Below are 17,340 nucleotides of genomic sequence, written 5' to 3'. Positions count from 1 at the left end.
TTGATTCATACGGCCTGTTTTTCCCGTTCCGGATTTAGCCACACTTCGTCCTGCCGCTCCCAGTTTCTTGTTGGCCCTGACCAACGATGCGGGTTCTGCATTTTTGCTGCCTCATACACCGATTTTCGCTTTACCAGCAACTGGCTGTCTTCGCCTCTGTGCCGCTGGCCCGGCGTGACATACCGGATACCGCTATGGCGATGTTCCTCGTTGTACCAGCCGACGAAGGTTTCCACCCAGGCTCGCGCATCTTCCAGCGTTGCAAAGCCTTTTTCAGACCATGCAGGCACGTATTTCAGCATCCTGAACAGCGATTCCACGTGGGCGTTGTCGTTGCTTACCCGCGGCCGACTGTGTGACGGGGTTATCTTCAGCTCCGCAAGCTTCACCTGCAGCACCTGTGACTTCATCGGTGCACCGTTATAGCCAACCGACTTAAAAATGATTACATCCTATGCCCTGATATGCGGCAAAGAAGCATAGCTGGCTGTTATCAAAATAATGTCGCTTGGCTATATCCGCATGCAGTACCAGCGGCTCCTGCCAGCAGCGCTCGCTCAGCACCGTTCGCTTCAGCAGTTCTGCTGCATACTCGCCGCTTTCGACCGGGTACACCTCATAACCCACTATTTTGCGACTGAACACATCTTCTATAGCCAAGCGACATTATTTTGATAACAGCCAGCTATGCTTCTTTGCCGCATATCAGGGCATAAGATGTAATCATTTTTAAGTCGGTTGGCTATATGAGATACAGGTAGAACCAGTGACCCGCCGTCAGCGACTTCAGCCAGGTGATGTCCCACGACCACACCTGGTTCGGCGCGATCGCCTTCCATGTCGACAGCGGCTTACTTTGCGGGGCCTGCTGACGCCCGCGATGACTGACCTCTCCGGCACGGCGCAACACCCGGTAAAACGTCGATTCACTGGCAACGTAACGCCCCTCATCGGCTAGTGCCGGTACGATTTGCGCCGGCGACAGACTGGCGAATCGTGGCTCATGGCAGATGGCCAGCACCTGCTGTTCCTCTTCAGCACTGAGCCTGTTTTTCGGCATCGGCCGTGATGCCGTCGGTCGCCGGTCGTCAGGACTTAGCCGCCAGCGCTGGAACGTCCGCTCGCTAATACCTACAGACCTGCAGGCATCGCTTTGCCGGACGCCGGCAGTGGCAGCCTCCTCCAGCATCTTCATCAGCCGTAACCTGTCGGCTGTGCGCGTCATTCGACCTCGCGTTCTTCGTCGAAGAACGCCTTGAGCTTTTTTTCCAGAATGAGCAGTGCCGCCGCTTCGGCGAGGGCTTTGTCCTTGCGGGCTATTTCACGATTAAGCTGCTGAATTTCTTTTTGTTGTTTCTTTATTAAGGCTCTTTCTGCACGCTGACCTGGCTGCATAAACTCGTCCTTCCACTGCTGAATCTGTTCAGGATAGAGGCCTTTACGGCGACAGTATTCAGCCACAGCATGAGCAGAAAGCGGCGCGGTTTCAACGATAACGGCGAAGCGCGCATCCTGAGACCACTCCAGGTGGAGTTTACTCTCACTGGCTGCCGACTGAGTCGGAATTCCAGCCTGAGACCGCCAGCCATAAAGCGTATTGGCGGGAATGCCTTCCAGGCGGGATATCTGGTAAATAGACTGACTATGCGGCGGCAACATTCTGGCGATCACAGCCGCTTTACGTTCTGGCGAATAGCTTCCCATGAACAGCTTCTCCAGCCCCCTAGATTTTTTTTCACTCAGAGGCGACAACTACCCTGACATGGGGGGAATCCCCCAGATGGTCAGGTGTGCCTCTCCTGCTGGGGTTGATTCTCCGAAACGCGGGATGTCGAACTCAACCATCAGGCAGCCAGGGTATACACCCCGCTTCTGAGGCTGGAATACTGCCGGATCACCTGATTTTTGCTATCCAGTATATTTATCTCGTAATAGCGCATTAAGTGCTCACCTCTATTTGTGCGTTTTTCTCGCGCCATATCAGGGATGTTTGAGAAAAAGCACCAGAAATAAGGTTTATACCACCTTGCGTTGTAGAGCCAACCATTGCGGTGTTAAGCAACACGCTTCCTGAGTTATCCGTGATAAGCAGATACCATCGCTGCGCGGCTATGTTCCATTTAATCCGGGCGCTGTATAGCCAAGCGACATTATTTTGATAACAGCCAGCTATGCTTCTTTGCCGCATATCAGGGCATAGGATGTAATCATTTTTAAGTCGGTTGGCTATATCTACTGCCGCGCAAGATGAAACAGGAGGTGATTCTTGAACCCTACAGCTATCCCTATAATGGCGTAGAGGTGCTGCTCACCTCGATGGCGGTGTCCATCGTGGTTGACGGCAACTTTCTTGGCTCGGTAACGGCAGATTTTTCATTGGATACGCTGCAACAGCTTATCAATGCCATCAAGCCCTATAAAGGCACCGGCTACGCCGAGCTGTTATCACAATCCGGTGCCTATATCGCCTACCCCGATAAGGCGCAGGTAACCAAACCCGCCGCCCATGCTGATAGCCTGCTAAAATCAGCGTCTGAAGGGGTCTCGATACGCACCAGCGCTGAAAACCCGGTACTCAAAACGGCATCCTACGACCTCACCATTCCGGTGACCATTGGCAACACCGGCACGCCGTGGCTATTGGGGCTGTCGGCTCCCATTGATGCCGTGCTTGCCGCAACGGAGCGCCAGCGCAATATCGCGTTACTGCTGATGGTCATCAGCATTGTTGTGGTCTCTGCCGCACTGGGCATCATCTTTACACGGAAAGTGTTGCGCCCCATCGGTGGCGAACCGGCAGAAGCGGCACGCATCGCGTTGTCCGTGTCCAATGGGCAACTCACCAACACCATCCCGGTGCAGCCCAAAGACACCCGCAGCCTGTTCTATGCGATTCACACCATGCAAAACCAGTTGCGCGATATCGCTCAGCAATTGCTGACCACCAGCGAATCGGTGAGTCTCGCCGCCACAGAAATCGCCGCAGGCAATATCGACCTGGCCTCACGTACCGAACAACAAACCGCCGCATTACAGCAGACAGCCGCAAGCATGGAGCAGATCACCGCGACGGTAAAACTTAATGCCGACAATGCGCACAGCGCCACCGCACTGACGAAAAACGCGACCGACATCGCTCATCAGGGGAATACCATCGTAGGGCAAGTCGTCAGCATTATGGATGATATTGACGACAGTTCACGTAAAATCGCCGACATTACTAGCATTATAGCCAACCGACTTAAAAATGATTACATCCTATGCCCTGATATGCGGCAAAGAAGCATAGCTGGCTGTTATCAAAATAATGTCGCTTGGCTATATACAGCGCCATCCAGTACTGGCGCAAATTCCAGGCTTTTTTGCTCATTGCCAGAAAAGGGGTAATACTCCGTGCTCATAGGCCGAATGCCCCCTGTAACTTACCGATTAGGCCAGAAACAACGTCACTGACCGAACCACCAAGCGCGGTGTTACCGAGCGCGTTAGCCGTATTAGTCCATGCGCTGCTGGTTACCTTTTCCCCACTATCAATCTTATTGACAAAGGTATTATAGCCAAGCGCGACATTATTTTGATAACAGCCAGCTATGCTTCTTTGCCGCATATCAGGGCATAGGATGTAATCATTTTTAAGTCGGTTGGCTATAGTGGCCCTTTCCGCATCCTTCTCAGTGATCAAGGGTTGTTCGAACTCCCACAACCAGGAGCGCTGCGGCAAGCCCTCACTGCCAGCGCTGGCATCTTTAACCGTTCGCAGAATGCAGTGGCTGTAAATTAACGGTGGCGTGGCCTGTAGTGGCATACTGAATTTGGCCACCTAAGTAGAGGTGATATGCTTACCTCATAATTTTTATAGGTGCCAAAATGAGTAAAATAATTACTGCTGAATTTAAATGTGAAACCGCCAAATTAGTCCTTGTCCAAAATTATACCTACCAGGAAGCCGCGAAAGCCATGAACGTCAGTCTTTCAGCGATTAGCCGGTGGGTAAGAGCCCTTCGTTTAGAACGTCAAGGGAAAACATCGCCTGGTCTGCCATTAACACCTGAACAAATTGAGTTCAGAGAAATGAAGAAAAAAATCCACCGACTGGAAATGGAGAATGCCATCTTAAAAAAGGCTACTGCGCTCTTAATGTCCGACTCACTGAAAAATTCTCGGTAGTTGAAAAGCTAAGAGCGCTTTATCCAGTGAAAGCGTTGTGTCGTATTTTTAATGTTCACCGAAGCAGTTATCGCTATTGGTGTCGACCTAAGGAGCCAGATATTGAGCGGACGATAAAACGTAGCCTGGTCAGCGAAGCGTGGAACGTTAGTGGCGGGTCTGCGGGCGCAAGGACTATCGCCACGATGGTTACCAATACACACGACGTGAAACTTGGGCGGTGGTTAGCGGGTAAGTTGATGAAAGAATTAACCCTCGTTAGTTGCCAAACAAGAAAACATCAATACAACCGCGGTGGAAATGAACGTATTGATATTCCAAATCTGCTCAATAGGCAGTTCGCTGTTACCAAGCCTGACCAGGTTTGGTGCGGCGGTGTAACCTATATTTGGACAGGCGCCCGATGGGCGTATCTGGCGGTGGTATTAGATTTATTTGCCCGAAAACCCGTGGGTTGGGCAATGTCGTTTTCGCCAGATTCAGAATTAACAGCCAAAGCACTACAAATGGCTTGGGAACTGCGTGGGCATCCCAAACAAGTCATGTTTCATAGTGACCAAGGAAGCCATTACACCAGTCGTCAGCATAGGCAGGCATTGTGGCGTTATCAGATGACCCAAAGTATGAGTCGCAGAGGAAATTGTTGGGATAATAGTCCGATGGAGCGATTCTTCCGTAGTCTGAAGACTGAATGGGTGCCAACGACTGGCTACCAAAGCTTTAGTACTGCTCAATCATCCATTATTCGCTACATAACCCATTATTATAGCGATGTCAGACCTCACTGGTATAACGCGGTGGGTTAACACCAAATGAATCAGAACGGCTGTTCCATCAACAGTCAGGTAGGGTGGCCAAATTTAGTTGACCACTACACGTTGATATCGTGTGTGCCTGCACCGTCAAGAAGCGACACAGCGCGAAGTAATTCAAGCTTACCCTTGCGCAGCATCCAGCACTGACATACTCGCTTAGCCCATGCGATGATGTTTGCGGCAGACCAACACCGCTTGGCAACGTCCAGAACCAGATTTTTCGTTTCTTCAGGAACGCCGGACTGGACGGTGAACTGGTCTACCGGCTCCGCTTTCGCCAGCAGTGCGGTGATCACCTCGTACATCTTGCGCAGGTGAAAATTCTCAAAGGCTTCTGCAGGTAGCTTCCCAGCGATATCCCGGCAGTCGATATGATCGCCTTTGAGCATCATTGGGCCGACCAGCTGCTCTTCAAACTCGTAACTGTCCATCAGGCATCCTCCGCAAGGATTTGGTCGATCTTTTCCTGACGCAAGGCGGTCTCAATGCCGTATTTTTTGCCTTCGGGATTGGCACCGCAGGCCCACGCAGTGGGGGTGTAGCCGAACCCGATATAGCCGTCCAGGAGACCGTGGATATCCCTTGGCTCCCTGCCCAGTTCGCGGCATTGCTTCAGGTAGGAGGCCCATAAGCGTTTCACCCCGTTCTCGACAGTGGTGGTCACACTGCGAATTTTTGGCAGTCCGTGTTTTTCGGCTTTGCTGTTCCAGGTGTGCTTGAAACGTTCGCGATCAAACGCTGGAATGCTTGCGCGTGGATTTGTGCCTTTGGCTATGGGATTGGTGCCTCTCTGCCGTGGGGTTAATTTCTCCCCCTCTGACAATCCCACTTCGTGGGTTTGGGTATTTGTATTTATTGTCTTTTGAATATTGTCTTTTGTGTTTAGCACTTTCTGCTTAGGTGCATTAGCAGGTTCCGCTAAGGTTTTCTTAGCAACTTCCGCTAATGTTTTGCAGAATCCGTTATTTTTGGTTTTCCACTCAGAAATATTGGTGTTCATGCCAACCTTCCGCCCTTCCTGAATCAGAACTTTCTTCCTGATTAGATTGTTTTTGGCTGTGGAACAATGGGTGTGATGTTTACCGATCATCTCCTCTATAGCCAAGCGACATTATTTTGATAACAGCCAGCTATGCTTCTTTGCCGCATATCAGGGCATAGGATGCAATCATTTTTAAGTCGGTTGGCTATAAGTCCATGACCTGTAATTTCTATCATATCAAGACTGATCTGATGCGAATTGTCAGCGCCATACATGACGCCACTGATAACCAGACCCTTTTTCTCCAAATTGTAGAGGGTAGCGGCAAGAGTGCTTTCATCAGCGGCTTTGTTGAATAATAGGTAATCATGCTGTTTTTCCATGCCAGTTTTGGTAGAAAATGCTTGTCATCTCAGATTTTCCGTTTTCTCATGGGGTATAACTTAATGATTTTACTTTTATGAGTTCAGTCGTTTCACTGGGCTGGCAGCATAAAATCTATTTATTCAACAAAGCCTTCATCAGCTAAAGATAAGAAATGATCCTTATCTTCGACAGATTGAATTGGCGGTGTTTTGGCAGCAAGAAAGAGTCTGTAAAGAATTTCGTGTAAATGGCTCCATCGCTTAACCGGAAATCCGATCTCCATACATCAACATGAATTGGCTCATAGCCGGTTTCCAGTCTCTGATTGGTAGGGTCCATTTAGCCGAGATATTATGCAAGGCTAGATAGAATAATTTTAGCACCGAGTCATCCGTTGGAAATATTCGTCGCGTTTTCGTTATCTTGCGCAATGAAGCATTTAACGACTCTATCGCGTTGGGGGTGTAGATAACCTTGCGGATCTCCGGCGGAAAATCAAAAATGACGATGAGACGTTCCCAATTATTTCTCCACGATGGGCTGATCGTCGGGAACTGCTCATCCCATTTGGCCGCGAAGGCATCCAGGGCCTCTTCAGCGCCCTCTAGCGTTGCGGAACTATAGATAGTGCGCAGGTCAGCAGCAACGGCTTTACGCTCTTTCCAGCCGACGTAGCGCAGCGAGTTCCGCACCTGATGCACGATGCAGAGCTGTACCCGCGTATGCGGGTAAACAGCTTCAATGGCATCAGGAAAGCCCTTCAGGCCATCGCAGCAGGCGATGAAGATGTCCTGTAGCCCACGATTTTTCAGTTCTGTCATTACAGATAACCAGAACTTGGCCCCCTCGGTTTTGGCTATCCATAGCCCCAGAAGCTCTTTTTCGCCCTGGCCGTTGATGCCTAGAGCCAAGTAAACAGACTTGTTGGTCACGGCTCCGCCGTCCTGGCTTTTGACCACAATACAGTCAAGGTAAACAATGGGATAAAACGCATCCAGCGGCCGTTGCTGCCAGCGCTTAACGTCATCCATCACGGCATTGGTCACTTGAGAAATGAAGCCAGCGGAAACATCGACCCCGTAGACTTCTTTAAAGTGAGCCTGAATATCACGGGTTGATAGCCCTCTGGAATAGAGAGAAATAATGCGGTCATCGAAGCCGTTAAGCTGCTTTTCGTGCTTACCGAGCAGTGTCGGCTCGAAGGTACTGTTGCGGTCGCGCGGAATATCGAGCTCGAGCGCCCCATTTTGGCTACGTACGCTCTTGGATGTCTTGCCATTGCGGGAGTTGCCTGAATTATTACCAGCCGGGTCATGCTTAGCATACCCAAGGTGTATCTCCATCTCAGCTTCAAGAACCCGTTCCGCCAGTCTTTTAGTCAGCTCCTTGAGTAGGCCTGATTCACCCAGAAGCTCCTGAGGGGAGTGGCAATCCTGAAGCAGTTGGTCAATAAGTTCGTTGCTGATAGGCATTTTTTGTCCTCTGAAGGTTTTCCTCAAAATGCCATTTACACAGATCTTTTTACACTCTCGCAAGAAAGTTAAGAATTTTTGTTTCTAACTCTTGGGTAGTTGACATACCGATTTCCTCTTGGTTTGTGGTGAACAGAGGATACCACCGCCGCCTGAGGTGGAGAAGTAAACCAGGCATTAAAACACAGCAGATTAATGAGTCTGCTCTGTTTTAACCGCTCTTTTTACAACGAGCCTCGTGCTCTACGGAAGCCACCGACAACGTGGCGAACCTTTACCCAGATGTTTTTGGGGTGTGGTGGGCTGAATAAAAATTATAGCCAACACCAGGGCCACCACTGGCTCACCACACCACCAAAACCATCTATTGGAGGGGAGCATGGCTACTATCATTTACCGTAAATCCGTTAATCCTGTTAGCAAAACAAACGCCGCTATTCGCCGTCATACCAGACGCAAGGCAGAAGCCATCCGGCGTGAACTGGTGTCATCCCGTATCGATAAAGCTTTAGGTCAGAAGCCAGAAAGACGCAAAGCACTTATAGCCAAGCGACTTAATTTTGATTACACCATATGGACTGAGAACAAACTCTCTGTATCGCAACCCATCTCTCTTTTTTTGCTTTTTGCTTGTGCCCATTTATGCTCAATTGGGTTAAGATCTGGCGAATATGTAGGCAAATACTCCACCATATACCCTGCATCGATGATGACTTGTTGAATATTATGTTTTTTGTGAAAAGTGGCATTGTCCATCATGATTACACTGTTTTTAGGGAGTACTGGGATAAGGACTTGTGTGACCCAGGCATAGAAAACATCGCTGTTAATATTGATATCAAATAATCCGATAGCAAACAGCGTTGTGCCTAATAAAGCGCCGATAACATTTGTTCTTCCCCTAGCTCCCCAGTTCTTCAGGCCAAAGCACCGTTGACCTTTTGGGGAATAGCCGTGAGTCCGTGGGGCATCGTGTGAAAAACCACTTTCATCAATAAAAACAATAGGTTTACCTTCTTTTTCATACTGTTGTTTTTTTTGTTGAAATCCCTGCCGGGCGTTTTCGTCGGCTTTCGGATGACGTAGAGTTTTTTTTATAGGTCAATCCCAGCTTTTTAAGCGCTTGCCAAATGGCCTTCTGACAAACGCCAAAACGCTCTGCACGTTCTTTTTGGTAAGCATCTGGATATTGTTCAACATCTTTTATCAACTCGGATTTATCGATCTTTCGCTGACGCGTGGTCGATGCTTTTGACTCTATTTGATTAATCCAACGCGATACAGAGGCAGGGCCAATCCGAAATTGCTTCGCTGTTTCTCGGATACTCAACCCTTCGTTTTTCCGTGTAGATATCACTTTACGTCTAAAATCAATTGAATAGCTCATTTAAATAATGTAATCAAAATTAAGTCGTTTAGCTATAATTGACAAATTTATCAGCGGTCATATCGTCCATCGTCCATTTTGCTGTTATCGGTTGCATCGCATCTCCCTGTGCACTGAGTAAGGCACGTCCGGCATCAACCCCGCGTCCATCATCAGCACCACGAATAAACTCACCGCGCAGGTCAGGTATAGCTAAACGACTTAATTTTGATTACATTATTTAAATGAGCTATTCAATTGATTTTAGACGTAAAGTGATATCTACACGGAAAAACGAAGGGTTGAGTATCCGAGAAACAGCGAAGCAATTTCGGATTGGCCCTGCCTCTGTATCGCGTTGGATTAATCAAATAGAGTCAAAAGCATCGACCACGCGTCAGCGAAAGATCGATAAATCCGAGTTGATAAAAGATGTTGAACAATATCCAGATGCTTACCAAAAAGAACGTGCAGAGCGTTTTGGCGTTTGTCAGAAGGCCATTTGGCAAGCGCTTAAAAAGCTGGGATTGACCTATAAAAAAAACTCTACGTCATCCGAAAGCCGACGAAAACGCCCGGCAGGGATTTCAACAAAAAAAACAACAGTATGAAAAAGAAGGCAAACCTATTGTTTTTATTGATGAAAGTGGTTTTTCACACGATGCCCCACGGACTCACGGCTATTCCCCAAAAGGTCAACGGTGCTTTGGCCTGAAGAACTGGGGAGCTAGGGGAAGAACAAATGTTATCGGCGCTTTATTAGGCACAACGCTGTTTGCTATCGGATTATTTGATATCAATATTAACAGCGATGTTTTCTATGCCTGGGTCACACAAGTCCTTATCCCAGTACTCCCTAAAAACAGTGTAATCATGATGGACAATGCCACTTTTCACAAAAAACATAATATTCAACAAGTCATCATCGATGCAGGGTATATGGTGGAGTATTTGCCTACATATTCGCCAGATCTTAACCCAATTGAGCATAAATGGGCACAAGCAAAAAGCAAAAAAAGAGAGATGGGTTGCGATACAGAGAGTTTGTTCTCAGTCCATATGGTGTAATCAAAATTAAGTCGCTTGGCTATAAATAGCCGGATGGGTAGAGCTCCGCGAGAATCGGATAGGTTGTTTTGTTAAAGGCCTGCCCGTTGCATTTCAGCCAACCAGCTGGCACAACAGCCCCAGGGAACGGGAGCGGAATACCTGCAGTCTCACGGATGGACAATGCGCCTATTGAGTCTGGTGTTAATGCAGGGCTTTCAGGCGTCTTCCGGCTTTGTTGAATAAATCGAACTTTCAGGGGATCGCCGGATCAAAGCACTATCATCGCTCCCGATAGCAGCTCCCCATGGCAAAGCAAAAGTTTAAAATCACCAACTGGCCCACCTACAACAAAGCACTCAGACAACGCGGCTCCCTGACGGTCTGGCTTGATGAGTCCGCCATCGCTGCATGGACTGACAGTGCTTCGCCTGAAGGTCGTGGTCGGCCGCTTTACTACACCGATATGGCTGTTACCACGGTTTTGATGATAAAGCGCGTGTTTAACCTGTCGCTCCGGGCATTACAGGGCTTTGTCGACTCGGTTTTTACACTGATGAGCCTGCCACTGCGCTGCCCGGACTACTCTCTGGTCAGTCGGCGGGCAAAAACCGTCAGTATCAGCATAAAAACGCCAACGCGTGGTGAAATCTCGCATCTGGTCATCGACAGTACCGGTCTGAAGGTCTTTGGCGAAGGTGAATGGAAAGTCAGGCAGCATGGGGCTGACAGACGAAGAGTGTGGCGCAAGCTTCATCTGGCAGCAGACAGTGCGACGCATGAGATTATCTGTGCCGACTTATCGCTCAGCGGAACGACAGATGCGCAGGCACTGCCGGGCCTGATTAACCAAACCCACCGAAAAATCAGGGAAGTGTCAGCAGACGGTGCTTATGACGCCCGTTACTGCCACGATGCGTTGCTAAGAAAGAAAATCAGGCCCCTTATCCCGCCGCGAAGCGGAGCCAAATACTGGCCGGACAAGTACCATGAGCGTAACCATGCGGTGGCGAATCAGCGTCTGAGCGGGAGTAATGATATGTGGAAAAAGAAAGTGGGTTATCACCGGCGTTCAGTGGCAGAAACAGCGATGTTCCGCATAAAAACTTTGCTGGGTGGCCATCTGAGCCTGCGTGACTATGAGGCTCAAGTAGGTGAAGCCATAGCGATGGTCAAAGCGCTGAACCGTATGACGTTGTTGGGTATGCCACACAGCGTCAGGATAGGATAACAGGTGTAGCAGAGGGAGTCATCCTGTCGGCTAATTCTGATTTATTCAACAAAGCCCCAAGGCCCATTAAGCCCGTCCCGGTTCCATATGAAAGCCTGCTGTAGAGTGTGCTCATTCGTGTCATAGCCTCACCTCCCGGCAGGGATGGCGATATATTATTGAAAGGGGAAATAAAAAAGGCCACGCCGGAGCGCAGCCTTAAAAAGAGATTTTTCAGTGTAATATCAGTATATTCAAATAGATAAGTACGCTACGAACGAAATCAACTATTATTTTAATAGTTCATCATATTGTTTTAATCCAACCCTATGATCATAGGGATATGGATCTTTATGTGGATCCTCATGTCCAAATGCGCATATTAATCCATATTTTTTCGCCTGCTTATCTACTTCACGTCTATATTCTTTTACATATATAGACAACTTTTCATTACTACGAGAGCCTTTTTCAACTTCATAAGTGGTTACTTCATCATTGAATCTTACAAATTTATTACTGATATTACTGATATTACTGATATTACTGATATTACTGATATTACTGATATTTCCGCCCACGCATGAAGTATTTCTCTCGTTTCTTGATGGTGATTGTATCGATGGCAAAGTGGAGACATTACCGCTTAAATTAACATTCATCTTAATATATCAATAGAGTTAAAAGGTGTATTTATTATTATGAAATATCCATTGGTAGCCATACATAAAAAGCCCCAACCACCAGAGTGAGTTGAGGCTTCATGTCCTGCGCGCTTTTGCCGCAGCCTGGGCAAATTATATGTAGCTCAGGTGCTCACGTCAAGAATTTAACTGATCGTTTGATCAGTTATTTAACGTCAAGAGTTAATGGCGTTGTAGAAACTGCTGGATATCCGCTTGTTGCCATCGTGCTAAGGTATTCGTCAGCAACAGATTGTGCGATTGATTGGTTTCATCAAGCAGCTGTTTCATTTCTTATACCACAGCGTCTGCATCTTCACGATTCTTGAGAACTCGTCGGACAGCTTGCCTTTCAGCGTCGTACATGACTTCTTTCAGCGCATTAGTGAAACTGTAGATACGTTGGCACTCTTCCGCAAGTATCGGGATATGGCTGACGCCAAAATGCTGTGGGGAAGGCACGCCAGCGGCATAACGCAGTGCATGCCAGATAGCATTGCTACACGAGCGCTCGAATCGAAAGCCGTTTGCCATCCCCCAGATAAGCCGCGCAAGATGGGACGTATCGTCGGAGGTTAGTGGCTCTCGGGCTTCGGGTTTATGAGTAGGGCGCACATACTTACCAGTCTTGCGGATTGTTGGTAGTACATCATCAAATACCCAATTTTGAAATTGTTTTGCTTCTGGCTTATTACTGCGAAAGATGATGCGGTAGAGATTCGGTTCATTAACATAAACAAGCTGCTGTTCTCCGCCTTCTGTCAGGGTGTGGCAATTTGCCCACCCCTTTCTATCTAGCTCTCTGAGTAATTTAGATGTTCGATCAACAGTCAAAACCTCACAGACGTCCTTAAGACAGAACCACGGCTCAGCGTTAATTAAATGAATGCGTATATCATGTGTTTCTCGGAATGAGAATGAGATAGGTTGGATTGATAAATCAGCCATGATCGGCCTCCTTTGTAGTTTAGTTTAATCACCAGTTAGTAGCTGGTGACCAGGTGTCAACTGAGTCTACAAAGCAACTCCGGGCATATTCCCCTTTCGGGTATTGTATTACGCCTCTCCACCCGGCCTTCGGATGTGGTTACGCCGTTTTACGGGCATAAAAAAGCCGCATGGCTATCGGGTGCGGAAGACCGCTTTGTAGTTCAGTGCAGCCAGTATCCCGATAGCTGTATGCGTTGTCAAGCCGCCTCCAAAAGTTCAGCAACACGACCGGCAATGTAAGCTTCAGCCTTTTCGAGCACCTTGCTCACAAAGGAATGGTGACGATGTGGCTTCATGCCCTCACCTATCGCCCTGCACGACGCCTTCCCCTTATAATACGCCACCACGATATCGTAGCCCAGCGGGTCGAAGTACTTGAGCCGCCCTACCGCCCGGTCAACTATCTCACCGTCGGCATCAGACAGCATGGGCCGGATATCGCTACTGGCCGTAACGAGGGGCCATGCTGCCTTGTACTCGGTGCCAATACGTGAGCCACTCCAGTTTCCCCATGCCGTCAACAGGTATCGAATATCTCTCATTTCACCGCCCCCCAGTTTTTGCCATTCCTGATGCTGTAGATATGCTGCTTGCTGGTCTCGAATTTCCTCGCCACCTCAGCCACCGGCATACCGGAGGCCAGCAGCGCCCGAATAAGCGGGATATCTTCCACCATGAGTCGCACTCGCTTTCTCATGCCGCCTCCAATTCGGTGATGACGATATCCAGACTCCCGCCTTTCTCCTGCTGCCCGCGCCTTACCCTGAAATCGTCTATCTGTTCGTCGTCCAGCATGAAGCCTGCATGCGTGAGCGCATCGAAAACCGCCTTTTGCAGGTTGTCAAGGTCACGGCGTCGTTTGTCTGGAGAATTAGCGATGATGGCGATTTTCAGTCTTGCGGGAGTGTTGATATCGAGGTTTTGCTGCTGGATTATCTGGATGATGCTTTGTCGGTATTCTGTGCCTTTCTCGCTGATGTAGTGCCTTCCCCTTGCGTGTCGCCAGTATGTGTTGAGGCTTGGCGGCCACGGCAATTTGAGGTGATATTCAGTCATCACCGTATCTTCCCCTCTGCCAGTAAAACAGCCTGCGTCCTGATTACGCCCTCAAGGTGGGCGAGGTGTGCGCTATAGCCAAGCGACTTAATTTTGATTACACCATATGGACTGAGAACAAACTCTCTGTATCGCAACCCATCTCTCTTTTTTTGCTTTTTGCTTGTGCCCATTTATGCTCAATTGGGTTAAGATCTGGCGAATATGTAGGCAAATACTCCACCATATACCCTGCATCGATGATGACTTGTTGAATATTATGTTTTTTGTGAAAAGTGGCATTGTCCATCATGATTACACTGTTTTTAGGGAGTACTGGGATAAGGACTTGTGTGACCCAGGCATAGAAAACATCGCTGTTAATATTGATATCAAATAATCCGATAGCAAACAGCGTTGTGCCTAATAAAGCGCCGATAACATTTGTTCTTCCCCTAGCTCCCCAGTTCTTCAGGCCAAAACACCGTTGACCTTTTGGGGAATAGCCGTGAGTCCGTGGGGCATCGTGTGAAAAACCACTTTCATCAATAAAAACAATAGGCTTACCTTCTTTTTCATACTGTTGTTTTTTTTGTTGAAATCCCTGCCGGGCGTTTTCGTCGGCTTTCGGATGACGTAGCGTTTTTTTTATAGGTCAATCCCAGCTTTTTAAGCGCTTGCCAAATGGCCTTCTGACAAACGCCAAAACGCTCTGCACGTTCTTTTTGGTAAGCATCTGGATATTGTTCAACATCTTTTATCAACTCGGATTTATCGATCTTTCGCTGACGCGTGGTCGATGCTTTTGACTCTATTTGATTAATCCAACGCGATACAGAGGCAGGGCCAATCCGAAATTGCTTCGCTGTTTCTCGGATACTCAACCCTTCGTTTTTCCGTGTAGATATCACTTTACGTCTAAAATCAATTGAATAGCTCATTTAAATAATGTAATCAAAATTAAGTCGTTTAGCTATATCGGCGTCTGTGAGGCGCGTACGGCGGTCTATCTTGTCATGGCATGATGAGCATGTCCAAGCGCCGAAAAGGTCGTCAGGCTTCATTCCGATGCCACAAATGCCCGACATCCGATAATGCGCCAGCACTACGGTTTCAGCGTTACCGTTACAGATACCCGGGATCCTCACCTGACACTCTCGACCTCTGGCCTCTTTTCCAAGATTCGCCATGTCTACCTCCACATCCTGTTAATCAGCGTGTGTTTGCTTACCACGGTCATCCCTTTTGGGGTTGTGCGCCACGGTCGCCAGATGAACAACACGCTGCCCTTGCTGTTACCCGCCTTGCCTTTTTTGCCCGTTTCAGCGCAGATAAACGACAATCGGCCTTCGGTGATGAACCGCACCTCATCAACCGTTTTCTGTGCCTGTGCGAACCATCCCGTCGAGGTATCAGCAGGCAGCAGCATAACGACCGTTTTATTCTGCTTGCGGCTCTGCTCAGCCGCTTTATCAACCCACGGGCGGATAGTGCTGTACGGGGGATTGCAGAAGATGGCGCCGTTGCTACTCCAGTCACAGGCCAGGGCATCATCCTCTGGCGTCAGATACAGACGGCACAGGGCATTGTCGTGGTCAGCGGCGGCATCGAGGTAGAAGCCAAACTCTGCATCCAGCGCTTGGAAGACCTCGGGCGGTGTTCGCCATGTGTCCTTGTGCTCTGGTCTGGTGTGTGATTTTAGTGTCATCGGACTCTCCCAAAATAATCCCCTGAATAACGCACCTCACGCAGCCTGACGCCGTTGCCGACCGCCCACGACTGCGTATATAGCTAAACGACTTAATTTTGATTACATTATTTAAATGAGCTATTCAATTGATTTTAGACGTAAAATGATATCTACACGGAAAAACGAAGGGTTGAGTATCCGAGAAACAGCGAAGCAATTTCGGATTGGCCCTGCCTCTGTATCGCGTTGGATTAATCAAATAGAGTCAAAAGCATCGACCACGCGTCAGCGAAAGATCGATAAATCCGAGTTGATAAAAGATGTTGAACAATATCCAGATGCTTACCAAAAAGAACGTGCAGAGCGTTTTGGCGTTTGTCAGAAGGCCATTTGGCAAGCGCTTAAAAAGCTGGGATTGACCTATAAAAAAAACTCTACGTCATCCGAAAGCCGACGAAAACGCCCGGCAGGGATTTCAACAAAAAAAACAACAGTATGAAAAAGAAGGTAAACCTATTGTTTTTATTGATGAAAGTGGTTTTTCACACGATGCCCCACGGACTCACGGCTATTCCCCAAAAGGTCAACGGTGTTTTGGCCTGAAGAACTGGGGAGCTAGGGGAAGAACAAATGTTATCGGCGCTTTATTAGGCACAACGCTGTTTGCTATCGGATTATTTGATATCAATATTAACAGCGATGTTTTCTATGCCTGGGTCACACAAGTCCTTATCCCAGTACTCCCTAAAAACAGTGTAATCATGATGGACAATGCCACTTTTCACAAAAAACATAATATTCAACAAGTCATCATCGATGCAGGGTATATGGTGGAGTATTTGCCTACATATTCGCCAGATCTTAACCCAATTGAGCATAAATGGGCACAAGCAAAAAGCAAAAAAAGAGAGATGGGTTGCGATACAGAGAGTTTGTTCTCAGTCCATATGGTGTAATCAAAATTAAGTCGCTTGGCTATACCGCACCGCATCCGCATCGCATCGCATCGCATCGCATCGCATCGCATCGCATCGCATCGCATCGCATAACGGTAGCCCCGGCGAGATCATCCTGTCGGCTAAATCTGATTTATTCAACAAAGCACTAGATCTCGACAACGGGTTGTGGGATTACAATGATGAGCGAACTCATCAGGGAAAAATGTGCTGCGGGCGTACGCCAATGGCAACATTGCTTGATGGAAAACGGTGCTGGGCAAAAAAGAATCTGAAACAGGTTTAATCTGACAGAAATCTGTACTATAAATAAGTGGTAACGGTCAGATCAGGTCTGAGCTAGTACAAATATAGGAGGCAATAACCGCCATGAATAATTCCCTGACACAGCTGTATCCCTATCCGTTTGAAAAGCTTCTGCACCGTTTGTGTGACGTTACGCCGGACAACTCACTGCGCCCGGTTATGCAGTCCATTGGCGAACCCCGGTCTCCATCACCGGTACTGAGTCAGTAAAGTATGACTGATAATCTGGATAAAACAGAGGTTTATCTCGAAAAA

Annotated in this window: 23 protein-coding genes and 4 pseudogenes; 8 read left to right on the top strand and 19 right to left on the bottom strand. The window is 48.1% G+C overall.

Translation table 11 applies throughout. The features are described from left to right. Positions 1-5: 5 nt before the first annotated feature. Together ACQGXV_RS25705 and ACQGXV_RS25700 are read right to left on the bottom strand one after the other, a co-directional pair. Positions 6-1,189: pseudogene (locus ACQGXV_RS25705) on the bottom strand (integrase core domain-containing protein). A gap of 32 nt (positions 1,190-1,221) precedes the next feature. Then, positions 1,222-1,704: a transposase gene (locus tag ACQGXV_RS25700; RefSeq protein ID WP_440863617.1), complete on the bottom strand. Its 483-nt coding sequence runs from the start codon at positions 1,702-1,704 to the stop codon at positions 1,222-1,224. Between the two features lie 543 nt (positions 1,705-2,247). Here ACQGXV_RS25700 and ACQGXV_RS25695 point away from each other — a divergent pair. After that, positions 2,248-3,387: a hypothetical protein gene (locus ACQGXV_RS25695; RefSeq protein WP_440863616.1), complete on the top strand. Its 1,140-nt coding sequence runs from the start codon at positions 2,248-2,250 to the stop codon at positions 3,385-3,387. 10 nt (positions 3,388-3,397) lie between these two features. Here ACQGXV_RS25695 and ACQGXV_RS25690 read toward each other — a convergent pair whose 3' ends face one another. After that, positions 3,398-3,682 carry a hypothetical protein gene (locus ACQGXV_RS25690; protein ID WP_440863615.1) on the bottom strand — a complete coding sequence of 95 codons (285 nt, stop codon included), beginning with the start codon at positions 3,680-3,682 and terminating at the stop codon, positions 3,398-3,400. A 185-nt stretch (positions 3,683-3,867) separates the two neighbouring features. Between ACQGXV_RS25690 and ACQGXV_RS25685 the strand changes: the two are divergent. Beyond that, a pseudogene (locus ACQGXV_RS25685) lies at positions 3,868-5,035 on the top strand (IS3 family transposase). Positions 5,036-5,038: 3 nt separating this feature from the next. On the opposite strand, the gene ACQGXV_RS25680 reads toward ACQGXV_RS25685, so the two are convergent. From ACQGXV_RS25680 to ACQGXV_RS25655, 6 genes and pseudogenes are all read right to left on the bottom strand, one after another. After that, a complete protein-coding gene (locus tag ACQGXV_RS25680) occupies positions 5,039-5,413 on the bottom strand; it encodes a DnaB-like helicase N-terminal domain-containing protein (RefSeq protein WP_440863614.1) in 375 nt (124 codons plus the stop codon). Beyond that, positions 5,413-6,081: pseudogene (locus tag ACQGXV_RS25675) on the bottom strand (replication protein); the annotation flags it as partial. The gene ACQGXV_RS25680 and the pseudogene ACQGXV_RS25675, both read right to left, overlap by 1 nt. Then, a complete protein-coding gene (locus ACQGXV_RS25670) occupies positions 6,078-6,200 on the bottom strand; it encodes a hypothetical protein (protein ID WP_440863613.1) in 123 nt (40 codons plus the stop codon). The pseudogene ACQGXV_RS25675 and the gene ACQGXV_RS25670, both read right to left, overlap by 4 nt. Positions 6,201-6,590: 390 nt before the next feature. Next, a complete protein-coding gene (locus ACQGXV_RS25665) occupies positions 6,591-7,802 on the bottom strand; it encodes an IS256 family transposase (RefSeq protein WP_440863612.1) in 1,212 nt (403 codons plus the stop codon). 564 nt (positions 7,803-8,366) lie between these two features. Next, positions 8,367-8,900, bottom strand: coding sequence for an IS630 family transposase (locus tag ACQGXV_RS25660; protein ID WP_440862665.1), 534 nt, complete (start codon positions 8,898-8,900; stop codon positions 8,367-8,369). Continuing rightward, a complete protein-coding gene (locus ACQGXV_RS25655; RefSeq protein WP_440862584.1) occupies positions 8,824-9,189 on the bottom strand; it encodes an IS630 transposase-related protein in 366 nt (121 codons plus the stop codon). Before ACQGXV_RS25655 ends, ACQGXV_RS25660 begins: the two co-directional genes overlap by 77 nt. Before the next feature lie 224 nt (positions 9,190-9,413). Here ACQGXV_RS25655 and ACQGXV_RS25650 point away from each other — a divergent pair, with 224 nt between their 5' ends. After that, positions 9,414-9,779, top strand: coding sequence for an IS630 transposase-related protein (locus ACQGXV_RS25650; RefSeq protein ID WP_440862584.1), 366 nt, complete (start codon positions 9,414-9,416; stop codon positions 9,777-9,779). Further along, positions 9,703-10,236, top strand: coding sequence for an IS630 family transposase (locus tag ACQGXV_RS25645; protein ID WP_440862665.1), 534 nt, complete (start codon positions 9,703-9,705; stop codon positions 10,234-10,236). The genes ACQGXV_RS25650 and ACQGXV_RS25645 overlap by 77 nt, the downstream gene beginning before the upstream one ends. Positions 10,237-10,255: 19 nt before the next feature. On the opposite strand, the gene ACQGXV_RS25640 is transcribed toward ACQGXV_RS25645, so the two are convergent. Continuing rightward, on the bottom strand, positions 10,256-10,399 hold the full coding sequence (locus tag ACQGXV_RS25640; protein WP_440863611.1) for a phage tail protein: 144 nt from the start codon (positions 10,397-10,399) through the stop codon (positions 10,256-10,258). 123 nt (positions 10,400-10,522) lie between these two features. Between ACQGXV_RS25640 and ACQGXV_RS25635 the strand changes: the two genes are divergently transcribed. After that, the gene (locus tag ACQGXV_RS25635) at positions 10,523-11,446 is read left to right on the top strand and encodes an IS5 family transposase (RefSeq protein ID WP_440863224.1); all 924 of its coding nucleotides are present in this window, start codon (positions 10,523-10,525) and stop codon (positions 11,444-11,446) included. A gap of 269 nt (positions 11,447-11,715) precedes the next feature. Here the strand turns inward: ACQGXV_RS25635 and ACQGXV_RS25630 are convergent, their stop codons facing one another. From ACQGXV_RS25630 to ACQGXV_RS25590, 9 genes are all read right to left on the bottom strand, one after another. Further along, a complete protein-coding gene (locus ACQGXV_RS25630) occupies positions 11,716-12,006 on the bottom strand; it encodes a hypothetical protein (protein WP_440863610.1) in 291 nt (96 codons plus the stop codon). A 396-nt stretch (positions 12,007-12,402) separates the two neighbouring features. Beyond that, on the bottom strand, positions 12,403-13,056 hold the full coding sequence (locus ACQGXV_RS25625; protein ID WP_440863609.1) for a BRO-N domain-containing protein: 654 nt from the start codon (positions 13,054-13,056) through the stop codon (positions 12,403-12,405). Positions 13,057-13,295: 239 nt separating this feature from the next. Further along, on the bottom strand, positions 13,296-13,640 hold the full coding sequence (locus ACQGXV_RS25620) for an antiterminator Q family protein (RefSeq protein WP_440863608.1): 345 nt from the start codon (positions 13,638-13,640) through the stop codon (positions 13,296-13,298). Next, on the bottom strand, positions 13,637-13,774 hold the full coding sequence (locus tag ACQGXV_RS25615; RefSeq protein ID WP_440863607.1) for a helix-turn-helix domain-containing protein: 138 nt from the start codon (positions 13,772-13,774) through the stop codon (positions 13,637-13,639). The genes ACQGXV_RS25620 and ACQGXV_RS25615 overlap by 4 nt, the downstream gene beginning before the upstream one ends. 17 nt (positions 13,775-13,791) lie before the next feature. Beyond that, a complete protein-coding gene (locus ACQGXV_RS25610; protein ID WP_440867611.1) occupies positions 13,792-14,154 on the bottom strand; it encodes a RusA family crossover junction endodeoxyribonuclease in 363 nt (120 codons plus the stop codon). 97 nt (positions 14,155-14,251) lie between these two features. Then, positions 14,252-14,785, bottom strand: a complete 534-nt coding sequence (locus tag ACQGXV_RS25605) for an IS630 family transposase (RefSeq protein WP_440862665.1) — start codon at positions 14,783-14,785, stop codon at positions 14,252-14,254. Beyond that, positions 14,709-15,074, bottom strand: coding sequence for an IS630 transposase-related protein (locus tag ACQGXV_RS25600; RefSeq protein ID WP_440863104.1), 366 nt, complete (start codon positions 15,072-15,074; stop codon positions 14,709-14,711). Before ACQGXV_RS25600 ends, ACQGXV_RS25605 begins: the two co-directional genes overlap by 77 nt. Continuing rightward, complete coding sequence (locus ACQGXV_RS25595; RefSeq protein WP_440863606.1) at positions 15,075-15,323, bottom strand: DUF1364 domain-containing protein; 249 nt, start codon at positions 15,321-15,323, stop codon at positions 15,075-15,077. Between the two features lie 2 nt (positions 15,324-15,325). After that, on the bottom strand, positions 15,326-15,841 hold the full coding sequence (locus tag ACQGXV_RS25590; RefSeq protein ID WP_440863605.1) for a phage N-6-adenine-methyltransferase: 516 nt from the start codon (positions 15,839-15,841) through the stop codon (positions 15,326-15,328). Between the two features lie 115 nt (positions 15,842-15,956). Between ACQGXV_RS25590 and ACQGXV_RS25585 the strand changes: the two genes are divergently transcribed. The 3 genes and pseudogenes from ACQGXV_RS25585 to ACQGXV_RS25575 form a co-directional block, all read left to right on the top strand. Next, positions 15,957-16,322, top strand: coding sequence for an IS630 transposase-related protein (locus ACQGXV_RS25585; protein ID WP_440863604.1), 366 nt, complete (start codon positions 15,957-15,959; stop codon positions 16,320-16,322). Continuing rightward, the gene (locus tag ACQGXV_RS25580) at positions 16,246-16,779 is read left to right on the top strand and encodes an IS630 family transposase (protein ID WP_440862665.1); all 534 of its coding nucleotides are present in this window, start codon (positions 16,246-16,248) and stop codon (positions 16,777-16,779) included. The genes ACQGXV_RS25585 and ACQGXV_RS25580 overlap by 77 nt, the downstream gene beginning before the upstream one ends. A 151-nt stretch (positions 16,780-16,930) precedes the next feature. After that, positions 16,931-17,065 (top strand): annotated as a pseudogene (locus ACQGXV_RS25575) (IS481 family transposase); the annotation flags it as partial. Positions 17,066-17,340: the final 275 nt, after the last annotated feature.

It is taken from the genome of Symbiopectobacterium purcellii, from assembly GCF_052050035.1.
In the GTDB taxonomy this organism is placed as follows: Bacteria; Pseudomonadota; Gammaproteobacteria; order Enterobacterales; family Enterobacteriaceae; genus Symbiopectobacterium; species Symbiopectobacterium purcellii_A.
Note: the sequence above shows the minus strand (reverse complement) of the source record. Positions and strands in the feature narration are given on the sequence as shown.

Excerpts from the sequence above, each read along its gene's own strand:
- ACQGXV_RS25700 (WP_440863617.1), bottom strand. The coding sequence starts at position 1,704 with ATGGGAAGCTATTCGCCAGAACGTAAAGCGGCTGTGATCGCCAGAATG.
- ACQGXV_RS25695 (WP_440863616.1), top strand. The coding sequence starts at position 2,248 with ATGAAACAGGAGGTGATTCTTGAACCCTACAGCTATCCCTATAATGGC.
- ACQGXV_RS25680 (WP_440863614.1), bottom strand. The coding sequence starts at position 5,413 with ATGGACAGTTACGAGTTTGAAGAGCAGCTGGTCGGCCCAATGATGCTC.
- ACQGXV_RS25670 (WP_440863613.1), bottom strand. The coding sequence starts at position 6,200 with ATGATAGAAATTACAGGTCATGGACTTATAGCCAACCGACTTAAAAAT.
- ACQGXV_RS25665 (WP_440863612.1), bottom strand. The coding sequence starts at position 7,802 with ATGCCTATCAGCAACGAACTTATTGACCAACTGCTTCAGGATTGCCAC.
- ACQGXV_RS25655 (WP_440862584.1), bottom strand. The coding sequence starts at position 9,189 with ATGAGCTATTCAATTGATTTTAGACGTAAAGTGATATCTACACGGAAA.
- ACQGXV_RS25650 (WP_440862584.1), top strand. The coding sequence starts at position 9,414 with ATGAGCTATTCAATTGATTTTAGACGTAAAGTGATATCTACACGGAAA.
- ACQGXV_RS25635 (WP_440863224.1), top strand. The coding sequence starts at position 10,523 with ATGGCAAAGCAAAAGTTTAAAATCACCAACTGGCCCACCTACAACAAA.
- ACQGXV_RS25625 (WP_440863609.1), bottom strand. The coding sequence starts at position 13,056 with ATGGCTGATTTATCAATCCAACCTATCTCATTCTCATTCCGAGAAACA.
- ACQGXV_RS25620 (WP_440863608.1), bottom strand. The coding sequence starts at position 13,640 with ATGAGAGATATTCGATACCTGTTGACGGCATGGGGAAACTGGAGTGGC.
- ACQGXV_RS25615 (WP_440863607.1), bottom strand. The coding sequence starts at position 13,774 with ATGGTGGAAGATATCCCGCTTATTCGGGCGCTGCTGGCCTCCGGTATG.
- ACQGXV_RS25610 (WP_440867611.1), bottom strand. The coding sequence starts at position 14,154 with ATGACTGAATATCACCTCAAATTGCCGTGGCCGCCAAGCCTCAACACA.
- ACQGXV_RS25600 (WP_440863104.1), bottom strand. The coding sequence starts at position 15,074 with ATGAGCTATTCAATTGATTTTAGACGTAAAGTGATATCTACACGGAAA.
- ACQGXV_RS25595 (WP_440863606.1), bottom strand. The coding sequence starts at position 15,323 with ATGGCGAATCTTGGAAAAGAGGCCAGAGGTCGAGAGTGTCAGGTGAGG.
- ACQGXV_RS25590 (WP_440863605.1), bottom strand. The coding sequence starts at position 15,841 with ATGACACTAAAATCACACACCAGACCAGAGCACAAGGACACATGGCGA.
- ACQGXV_RS25585 (WP_440863604.1), top strand. The coding sequence starts at position 15,957 with ATGAGCTATTCAATTGATTTTAGACGTAAAATGATATCTACACGGAAA.